Source organism: Streptomyces sp. DSM 120436 (genome assembly GCF_055778765.1).
On sequence record NZ_JBSKBS010000002.1, the window covers coordinates 573417 to 582415 of the forward strand.

The 8999-nt window shown below is 73.3% G+C and carries 10 protein-coding genes and 1 pseudogene; 7 read left to right on the forward strand and 4 right to left on the reverse strand.

The annotated features are described in order from the left end of the window. Positions 1-66 precede the first annotated feature (66 nt). Positions 67-435 (forward strand): hypothetical protein, encoded by a 369-nt coding sequence (locus tag ACWH4W_RS24470; protein WP_473078009.1) that lies wholly within the window; start codon positions 67-69, stop codon positions 433-435. A 14-nt stretch (positions 436-449) separates the two neighbouring features. Here the strand turns inward: ACWH4W_RS24470 and ACWH4W_RS24475 are convergent, their stop codons facing one another. After that, entirely contained in the window at positions 450-1382 is a 933-nt protein-coding gene (locus ACWH4W_RS24475; protein ID WP_473078010.1) for a M56 family metallopeptidase, read from the reverse strand. Between the two features lie 6 nt (positions 1383-1388). Continuing rightward, positions 1389-1775: a BlaI/MecI/CopY family transcriptional regulator gene (locus tag ACWH4W_RS24480; RefSeq protein ID WP_473078011.1), complete on the reverse strand. Its 387-nt coding sequence runs from the start codon at positions 1773-1775 to the stop codon at positions 1389-1391. 195 nt (positions 1776-1970) lie between these two features. Between ACWH4W_RS24480 and ACWH4W_RS24485 the strand changes: the two are divergent. The 4 genes and pseudogenes from ACWH4W_RS24485 to ACWH4W_RS24500 all read left to right on the forward strand — a co-directional run bounded on the left by ACWH4W_RS24485 (position 1971) and on the right by ACWH4W_RS24500 (position 4137). Beyond that, a pseudogene (locus ACWH4W_RS24485) lies at positions 1971-2227 on the forward strand (GlsB/YeaQ/YmgE family stress response membrane protein). Between the two features lie 133 nt (positions 2228-2360). Continuing rightward, positions 2361-2936, forward strand: a complete 576-nt coding sequence (locus ACWH4W_RS24490) for a TerD family protein (RefSeq protein ID WP_473078012.1) — start codon at positions 2361-2363, stop codon at positions 2934-2936. Positions 2937-3041: 105 nt separating this feature from the next. Beyond that, positions 3042-3716, forward strand: a complete 675-nt coding sequence (locus tag ACWH4W_RS24495; protein WP_473078013.1) for a hypothetical protein — start codon at positions 3042-3044, stop codon at positions 3714-3716. 145 nt (positions 3717-3861) lie between these two features. Continuing rightward, positions 3862-4137 (forward strand): hypothetical protein, encoded by a 276-nt coding sequence (locus tag ACWH4W_RS24500; protein WP_473078014.1) that lies wholly within the window; start codon positions 3862-3864, stop codon positions 4135-4137. A gap of 42 nt (positions 4138-4179) precedes the next feature. On the opposite strand, the gene ACWH4W_RS24505 is transcribed toward ACWH4W_RS24500, so the two are convergent. Further along, on the reverse strand, positions 4180-6159 hold the full coding sequence (locus ACWH4W_RS24505; protein ID WP_473078015.1) for a heavy metal translocating P-type ATPase: 1980 nt from the start codon (positions 6157-6159) through the stop codon (positions 4180-4182). 137 nt (positions 6160-6296) lie between these two features. Between ACWH4W_RS24505 and ACWH4W_RS24510 the strand changes: the two genes are divergently transcribed. After that, positions 6297-6680 carry an ArsR/SmtB family transcription factor gene (locus ACWH4W_RS24510; protein WP_473078016.1) on the forward strand — a complete coding sequence of 128 codons (384 nt, stop codon included), beginning with the start codon at positions 6297-6299 and terminating at the stop codon, positions 6678-6680. A gap of 198 nt (positions 6681-6878) precedes the next feature. Here the strand turns inward: ACWH4W_RS24510 and ACWH4W_RS24515 are convergent, their stop codons facing one another. After that, the gene (locus ACWH4W_RS24515) at positions 6879-7967 is read right to left on the reverse strand and encodes a saccharopine dehydrogenase NADP-binding domain-containing protein (protein ID WP_473078017.1); all 1089 of its coding nucleotides are present in this window, start codon (positions 7965-7967) and stop codon (positions 6879-6881) included. Positions 7968-8060: 93 nt separating this feature from the next. Between ACWH4W_RS24515 and ACWH4W_RS24520 the strand changes: the two genes are divergently transcribed. Beyond that, positions 8061-8984 carry an NAD(P)/FAD-dependent oxidoreductase gene (locus ACWH4W_RS24520; protein ID WP_473079251.1) on the forward strand — a complete coding sequence of 308 codons (924 nt, stop codon included), beginning with the start codon at positions 8061-8063 and terminating at the stop codon, positions 8982-8984. Positions 8985-8999: the final 15 nt, after the last annotated feature.

Below are 8999 nucleotides of genomic sequence, written 5' to 3' on the forward strand. Positions count from 1 at the left end.
ACGACGAGACCGCAGCACCCCTCGCCCGACGTGCGCGCAGGGTGCGGACGCCTTGAGGAACCGAGCGTGAGCAGCAGTGACGATGTGCGGACGGCAGCCGGGAAGGCGCCGCGGGCGCTCGCGGGACGCAACCGGGCAGCGAAGATCAGCGCGTTCTTCGCACTGGGCGGAGTGGCGTTCCTCACGGACTTCGCCACCGGCACCGCCCGGATCGATCCCGGCATCCTCGTCGGCCCGTCCCCGTGGTGCACGCTGATCGCCGTCCCCGCGGGCCGCGTCGGCCGCTCCCGGGGCCGTCGGCTGGACGGGGAAGGCCGCGGGCCGGCCTTGGCGAACATCCTGACCGACTGGTTGGCGCTGCCCACTTGCCTGCTCGCGCTGCCGGCCTTCGTGGGGCTCGTCGCCGGACTCGCCGTGCTCACCGGCCGCACCTGACACCCCCGCCCGGGTCAGAGAGGGGTGGCCGCGTGGAGGATGAGGACCATCGTCACGGCGGAGTTCGCGGACGACATCGCGGAGACCACGGCCCCCACGGCGGCACCCCACGCCGCCAGACCCACCGAGGTGAACACCGACGGCCAGCGGCGCACCGCCGGAGCAGGTCCGAGCAGGGCCGCCACTCTGCGCGGCACCGGGCCGGCCGCGGCGAAGCCCGCCAGCGTGACCACCGGAGCGCCCCGGGACACCAGGGCCGTCCTGCCGATCGCATACGCCACGGTGCGGCGGCTGCCGACCGCCCGAGCCGCCTCCTCGTCCGCCCACCGCTCCGCCGTGTACGCCACCGCCGTGCGCAGCGGCCGCAGGAAGGGGTTGGCCCGCGCGGCCAGCTGGACGGCGAGCAGAAAACGATGGTGGCGGGCGGCCAAGTGAGCCCGTTCATGGGCGAACAGCGCCCGGCGCTCGGCCGGTTCGAGACAGTCCAGCAGGGCTGTGGTCACCACCACGCGATCCCGCCGACCGCCCGGCAGCGCGTAGGCGTAGGGCACGTCGTCCGGCAGGACCGCGGCCTCCGTCTCCCGCAGTCCGGCCAGCGCCCGGTGAGCACGACGGCGCACCCGGCCGTGCCGCCACAGCGTCCGCCCGCACGCCGCGAGCACCATGCACAGGGCGGGGATCGCCGCCTTGCCGGCGACCTCGTCGTACGGGACCGCCGCCCGCACCTCGGGGTCCGACCAGCCGTCGGGCAGCGGGTTGCCGGGAAGCTGGGCGGTGCCGACCACCATCACCAGCCCCAGGCACACCGTGCTGCACACCGCCATCGTCGCCGCCACCGCGGTCAGCAACCTGGTCGCGGTGCGCGGGTGGAGATGCTGCTCGGCCAGGCGTGCGATCGGCCAGGCCGTCAGCGGCAGGACCAGCGGCAGAAAGACGAACGCCCCCATGAGGTCTCAGTCTTCCCCTTCACTCCGGGGCTGGCCCAGCAGTTCGCGCAACAGCCGTTCGTCATCCGGGCCGAGACCGGTGACGAAGCTGGCCAGCACCGCCTCCCGGTCGCTCTCGGCGTCCAGCACCCGGCGCATCTTGTGAGCGGCCAGACCGGCAGGGTCGGAGGCCGGAGTCCAGGCGAAGGACCGGCCCGCCCGTTCCCGGGCGACCACATCCTTGGCCAGCAGCCTGGTCAGGATCGTGACGACCGTCGTGTAGGCGAGGCCGCCGCCCAGGCGCTCCTGCACCCAGCCGGCCGTCGCCGGGCCGTCCGCCTCCCGCAGCGCCGCCAGGACCAGCGCCTCCAGCTCGCCCTGCCCCCGCCGCCGGGGACGCTGCTGCTCAGTCACGCCCCGCCCCCCCCCTTCCGCCGCCGCCCGTTTCCCGAGCGGACATCGTACAGACGCCCCCACGTGCCTCATGCTCCCGGCGCATCCCTCCAACCCACCACCATGACCTCTACATAGCTGTAGAAGTCAAGCCGCCCCAGGGCACGCCCGCACGCAAGAGGGACCACGGAAAGGAGTGCTGGAGAGAGGGGTGTCATCGCGTGGCCGGTACTGGGGCTTCTCGCCGGAGCGATCACAAGGCCATCCTGCCCGGACGCGATCCGGGCGGCCGCATCGGCACGACGCTCATCGGCGCGGCCGGCGCCTCCGTGGGCGGCTGGCTGCCGGCGGAGTTCCTCGACCGACCGGTCCAGCAGGAATTCTTCGATGCCGCGACCTGGGGTTCGGCCATCGCGGGCACCCTCGCACCGCCCATCGCCCATCGCCTGCTTTTCGGCAACTCGCGGGACTGACCGGGAGCTTCATCAAGACACACCGACCCCGGGACGCGGTCGCACCCTCCTCCCAGTTTTTCTACAGTGTTGTAGATTCTTGACTCGGGCCCGCACCGCGGGCTCGATCTCACCCGCCGAGAAGGAGTACGCAGTGGGAGTTTCCCTGTCCAAGGGCGGCAACGTCTCGCTCAGCAAGGAGGCGCCGGGCCTGACCGCCGTCCTGGTCGGCCTCGGCTGGGACGTCCGCACGACCACCGGCACCGACTACGACCTCGACGCCTCCGCCCTCCTCCTCGACGCCTCCGGCAAGGTGCCGTCGGACCGGCACTTCGTCTTCTACAACAACCTCACGAGCCCCGACGGCTCGGTGGAGCACACCGGCGACAACCTCACCGGTGAGGGCGAGGGCGACGACGAGGTCGTCAAGGTGGACCTCGCGGCCGTGCCCGCCGAGGTCGACCGGATCGTGTTCCCCGTCTCCATCCACGACGCCGAGAACCGCGGCCAGAGCTTCGGCCAGGTCCGCAACGCCTTCATCCGCGTCGTCAACCAGGCCGACAACCAGGAACTCGCCCGCTACGACCTGTCCGAGGACGCCGCCACCGAGACCGCGATGATCTTCGGTGAGCTGTACCGCAACGGTGCGGAGTGGAAGTTCCGTGCCGTCGGGCAGGGCTACGCCTCAGGACTGTCCGGTATCGCCGCCGACTTCGGCGTAGGCGTCTGACCTTCCCCCGACGACGCCGGGCCGGCCCTCCCGAAGGGCCAGGTCCGGCGCGTCGACGCGCAGCTCCGACCGCCGGACCCGAACATCCCACCCGCAGGAGACCACGTGGCCGATCCACTGCGCCTTCGCCCGGAGGACAGGCCGGACTTCGAGGCGGTACTGAACCTGGCACTCACCACCGCGGACGTACAGAAGGTACTGAGCACCGACCCCACCGGCCGGGCCACCGCGCGCCTACGCCTGCGGGCCCTCGGCGACGCCGACGAGATAGCCGCCGCGGCATCCGGGGAATACGGCGCGTACCTCGCCCTGCGCACGTCGGCACAGCCCGACCCCCCGCGACACCCCACCGCCGGCGCCCTGCTGCCCGCCCTGGCGGTCCTCACCCCGCTTGTGGCCGCCGCATCCGCCGCGGTCCTGCTCGTCCTCGGCTACCTTCTCCAGCTGACCGGTGCGGAGGGCGCGCTGCCCGGCTCACTGGTCACCGCCGGATGGGTCCTGACGCTGATCGCGGGCATCAGCGCCCTCCTCGCCTTCGCCGCGCTGTTGAGGACGGCGATACGCGGCGATGACGAGTCCGCACACGCAGCCCGTCTGCAGCAGTCACGACGGAACTGGCACCAGGCCCTCCTGGACCGAGGCATGCTGCCCCGTCTGCGCCAGTGCCTCGATGAGGGCCCCGCCATCCGTGGCACACCGCCTCCGGTGGTCCGCGCCACCGACCCCCACGCCGCCACGGGACCGAAGGAGCGCCCCTCTCCTTCCGGTCGGCCCGAGTGAGGGCCACCGGATGAGAGACCCGTGCGCCCGCCGCGGGCCGCACTTCCAGAACCCGCTTCCGGCCGTCGCGCCCCACCCGTAAGCGCCACCACCGTCACGCTCGCGCCGTCCAGGCCCGGGTCCCGGGAAAGGGAGCAGGACACCCATGTGCGGACCGAGCGAACTCGCCATCGTCCTCATCGTCGCCACAGCCGTTCCCACCGCCGGGAAGGGACGGGACACGGTGCATCTCGCGCAGCGCCACGGGCCCGAGGTCTTCCTCGACCCGGCGCACATGAACCGCTTCCACCGGCCGGCGACGGCGCTGCGGTCACTCCTGCCGCCGGAGCAGACCGGGGCGGCGGACCACTGGCGAGAAGGCCGCTCCAGGAAGATCCGGGTGTGCCTGCGTGGAGGCCGCGCGCCCCGGCGCACGGGATGACCGTGCACCGGGGCGACCGGCGGCCGGGCGCCCTGCGGCGCCTCAGCCGGTAGCCTTGCGCCAGGCCGACTCGCGCAGCAGCCGCAGGCCGTTGAGGCCGACGATGACGGTGGAGCCCTCGTGGCCGGCGACGCCCAGCGGCAGCGGCAGATGGCCGACGAGGTCCCAGACGACCAGGCCGGCGATGAAGACTCCGGCGATGACGAGGTTCTGCACGACGAGCTTGCGGGCGTGACGGGACAGGGAGATCACGGCGGGCACGGTGGCCAGTTCGTCCCGGACGATCACCGCGTCGGCGGTCTCCAGCGCCAGGTCGGAGCCCGCTCGGCCCATGGCGACGCCGGTGTGGGCGGCGGCCAGCGCGGGCGCGTCGTTGACGCCGTCACCGACGACCATGACCTTGCGCCCGGTGGTCTCCAGTTCCCGGACGGCACCCACCTTTTCCTCGGGCAGCAGCCCGGCCCGCACGTCCTCGATGCCGGCCTCGGCGGCGAGACGGGCGGCGGCGCGCGGGTTGTCGCCTGTCAGCAGTACTGGCGCGGTTCCGGTGAGGGAGGCGAGTGAGGCCACGGTCGCGGCTGCGTCCGGGCGCAGCCGGTCGGCGATGCCCAGGACACCGGCCGGTGCACCGTCGAGGGTGACGAGGACGGCGGTCCGGCCTCCCTCCTCCAGTTCACCGGACAGGGCCTTCGCGTGGGCCGAGGCGGCGTCGTCGGCCTCGCGCAGCAGCCGGGCCGGGGCGCCGGCCTCGACCAGGCGTCCGTCGAGCGTGGCCTTCACTCCGACACCGGGCGTGGAGCCGAAGTCCGCCACCGGCTTGCACTCGAGCCCCCGTTCGCGCGCCGCGGTGACGATCGCCCTGGCCAGCGGGTGTTCGCTGGGGGCCTCCGCCGCGGCGGCGAGCAGGAGCAGGTCTTCGTCGTCCAGGCCCGTGCCCGGGAGCGGGCGGACGTCCGTGACGCGCGGGGTGCCCTCGGTCAGGGTGCCCGTCTTGTCCAGCGCGACCGCGTCGACCTGGCCCAGCCGTTCCATGACCACGGCGGACTTGACCAGCACTCCGTGGCGTCCGGCGTTGGCGATGGCCGACAGCAGGGGAGGCATGGTGGCCAGCACGACCGCGCACGGCGAGGCCACGATCATGAAGGTCATGGCCCGCAGCAGGGAGTCGGTGAGGTTCGCGCCGAAGGCGAGCGGGACGAGGAACACGGCGGGGGTCGCGGCCACCATGCCCAGTGAGTAGCGCTGTTCGACCTTCTCGATGAACAGCTGGGTCGGCGCCTTGGTCTCGGAAGCCTCCTGCACCATCCGCACGATCCGGGCGATCACCGAGTCGGCCGCGTCCCGTTCGACCCGTACGCGCAGCGCGCCGGTGCCGTTGAGGGTGCCGGCGAAGACCTCGTCGCCCCTCTCCTTCGCCACCGGCAGGGGTTCACCGGTGATGGTGGCCTGGTCGACCTCGCTCACCCCGTCGAGGACGCGGCCGTCGGCGCCGACGCGCTCACCGGGCCGCACCAGGACGGTGTCACCGACCGTCAGGTCCTCGACGGGGACGGCCGTCTCGCTGCCGTCGGCCTCGATGCGGGTCGCGGCCGCGGGTGCCAGGTCGAGCAGGCCGCGCACCGAATCGGCGGTGCGGGCGGTGGCCAGCGCCTCCAGAGCTCCCGAGGTGGCGAAGATGACGATCAGCAGGGCGCCGTCCATCACCTGCCCGATCGCTGCCGCCCCCAGCGCGGCGACGACCATCAGCAGGTCGACGTCGAGCGTCTTCTCCTTCAGTGCCCGCAGACCCGCCCATCCGGGTTCCCAGCCGCCGGTCGCGTAGGACAGCGCGTACAACGGGCCCCATGCCCAGGCCTGCGCCCCGGCCAACTGGAGCGGCAGCGCGAGCAGGAAAAGGATCGTGGCCGCGGCCGCCCAGCGCACCTCGGGCAGGGCGAGAACCCGCGTCCTGCGCCGGGAGACGGCTCCGGTGCGCGCGGGTGCGGGACGGCCGGCCGTGGGCGGGGGGAGGGTGGAAGTCATCGGAGCAGACAGTCCTTCACGACGGCATGGCGAAGAGGCGGCAGCCCGTACATGCGGCAGCCACGCGCACTCACCATACATGAGCACATGAAGATTGGTTCATGCGTTCATGGAGGGGTCTTCGTAGGATGGTGCCCATGGGCCATGGAGCTGACGCCGAGACCACCGCCACCGCACGCGAACGCCTGGAGACGGTGGGCGCCGCCGACGTGGCCGCGACCCTTCAGGCTCTGGCCACCCCGTCCCGGCTGCGCATCCTGACCCGCCTCCAGGAGGGCCCCTGCGCCGCCACCGAACTCGCCGACGCCGTCGGCATGGAACAGTCGGCCTGCTCCCACCAACTGCGCCTGCTGCGCAACCTCGGCCTGGTCACCGGCGAGCGCCGGGGCCGCTCGGTCATCTACGCCCTCTACGACCACCACGTCGCCGAACTGCTGGAGCAGGCCCTCTATCACGTCGAGCACCTGCGCCTCGGCCTGCGGGACACGCCGACCACGGCGGCCGTGACCGGGATGACCTGAGCACGGGATCGCACCGTTCCTCATCAGTGAGCAGGAGTGGGTCTTGGACCCGTGCCTGGTCGACCGCCGATCGACATCTCGCCGACCGCACCCGGGGCGCCCGGTGACGGGCCAGGTACACGGGTGGTCCGGCGAGCCGTTCGGCCGTCGGTGCGCCCCCGGCCCTCTCCGGGGGCCGGGCGGCGCGCCGGCGGGTGCTCACAGCACCTCGAGCTCCGCCGCGCCATCGGCCGCCAGCTCCTCGGTGACCCGCGCGGGGTCGAGCACGTCCGCGGCGAAGTGCACACCGGGAGTGATCGCCCCGTCGAGCACCCGGAGAGCGGCGGCGGCGGCGAGGAACCCGCTCAGCTCGTAGGAGTCCGGGGCGCGCAGGACGAGCCTCGCGGTGGGCGGGCCGTCCGTCGCTCCGTCCCAGAGGTGGAACTCCTGTCCGTACCAGGCTCCGTGGCGCCGCACGTCCTCGTCGGCCGCCGCGACCAGGTCGGCGGTCTCCGTGCTGTCCAGTGCCCATGCCATGGCCAGTTCCTCGGCCAGGCGCCCGCCGCCGAAGACGGTGTACCAACGCACCCGGCCGACGTCCGTGGCACGGGCCAGCCGGACGGCCTCGGTGGACAGGAAGGGGAAGGCGTCGACGGGTGCGGGGAAGGCGTCGAGTCGCACTCCTCGGCGGGGGGCCAGCGCACGCTCCCGCACCCGGCCCTCGTACCAGGCGGCCGCCGGCGTGCCGTGCTCCGGTCCGCGGCCGAGCAGCACATCGCCGGCGGCGGCCGGGGTGAGCGGCGCGACGCCGCCGACGTAGGCGTCCAGTGCGACGGGACCGGTGGCGCGGGCGGCCAGCGCGCGGGGCAGCAGCGAGGACAGACCCGGCAGTGCGCCGGCGGACAGCACGGCCGTGCGTCCGGCCGCCACCCATCGCCCGGCGCCCCCGTCGGCGGACAGCAGGTTGTGGACCGGGTCGTCACCGGCCGCGTCGACGTAGTCCGCGCCGCCTCGCAGCGCGGCCCGGGCGACCGCGTCGAGGACGCGGTACGAAGGTCCCGCGCAGTTGACGACGAGTCGGCAGCCCTCCGTGAAGCGATCCAGCGAGTCGGGATCGGTCAGGTCCACCGCCAGGGCGCCCACGTCCGGGCCTCCCTCCGGAAGGCCGGCGACCAGCGCTTCCGCCCGGCCCCGGTCGCGGCCGGCCACCACCAGCGGGTGGACACCCGCCCGGCGGAGCCGCCGTACGACCGCGCTGCCGACTGCTCCGTAACCGCCTATGACGCCGATGACCGCCGGGTGTCGCACCGGTGTTCCTCCTGTTTCCCGCTGATCCAGTTGATGAAAATGATAATTATTATCGTAGTCATCATTCGACGGACTAAGGAAGAAGTGACGACGATGCACGACGTGATCGTGGTGGGCGGAGGGCCCGCCGGCCTCAACGCGGCGCTGGTGTCCGGGCGTCAGCGCAGGCGGGTCCTCCTGCTGGACTCGGGCCGCCCGCGCAACGCGCCCGCGGCGCAGATGCACATGTTCCTCAGCCGGGACGGCTTCCCGCCCGCCGAGCTGCGCCGCATAGGCCGGGAGCAGCTCACCGCCTACCCGAACGTGGCCGTACGCGAGGCGACCGTCACCGCCGCCGCGCCCGAGCCGCGGGGATTCGCCCTGACGCTGGCCGACGGCACCGTGGAGCGGACCCGGAAGCTGGTCCTCGCCACGGGGCAGGTCGACGTGCTCGACGAGCGGGTGGAGGGCCTGTCCGCGCTGTTCGGCCGGGGGGTGTACCACTGTCCGTTCTGCCACGGCTGGGAGACCAGCGGGATGAGCCTGGCCGTCCTGGGGCACGAACTGCCCCAGGTCATGCAGGCCTTGTACGTGGCCGACCGGTTCAGCGAGGACGTGATCGTGTGCACCGACGGCCACCCGGTGCCCGAACAGGCCGCGGGCCGCCTCGCCGGGGCCGGGATCGTCGTGGAGGAAACGGCCGTGGCCCGCGTCGAGGGGGAGGAAGGGGCCGTCCGCCTGGTCCTCGCCGACGGACGGGTGCTCGAGCGGCAGGGCGTCTACCACCGGGCGCCCACCCGTCAGCACTCCCCGCTGGCCGAGGAGTTGGGGTGTGCGATCCTCCCGGACGGCTGTGTGCGGGTGGACGAGTTCCAGCGCACCTCCGTGCCCGGTGTGTACGCGGCCGGGGACACCGCCCGGCTGGAGGCCCTGCCGGACGCCCTCACCTTCGTGATCACCGGTGCCGCCGACGGCGCCCGTGCCGCGGTCTGGCTCGACCAGGAGCTCTTCCGCGAGGACGCCGGCCTGGGCGGCTGAGACCGAGGTGCGGCG

What these genes read in the sequence shown, in the direction of transcription:
- ACWH4W_RS24475 (WP_473078010.1), bottom strand. Translation starts at nt 1,382, where the DNA reads ATGGGGGCGTTCGTCTTTCTGCCGCTGGTCCTGCCGCTGACGGCCTGG.
- ACWH4W_RS24500 (WP_473078014.1), top strand. Translation starts at nt 3,862, where the DNA reads ATGTGCGGACCGAGCGAACTCGCCATCGTCCTCATCGTCGCCACAGCC.
- ACWH4W_RS24505 (WP_473078015.1), bottom strand. Translation starts at nt 6,159, where the DNA reads ATGACTTCCACCCTCCCCCCGCCCACGGCCGGCCGTCCCGCACCCGCG.
- ACWH4W_RS24510 (WP_473078016.1), top strand. Translation starts at nt 6,297, where the DNA reads ATGGGCCATGGAGCTGACGCCGAGACCACCGCCACCGCACGCGAACGC.
- ACWH4W_RS24520 (WP_473079251.1), top strand. Translation starts at nt 8,061, where the DNA reads ATGCACGACGTGATCGTGGTGGGCGGAGGGCCCGCCGGCCTCAACGCG.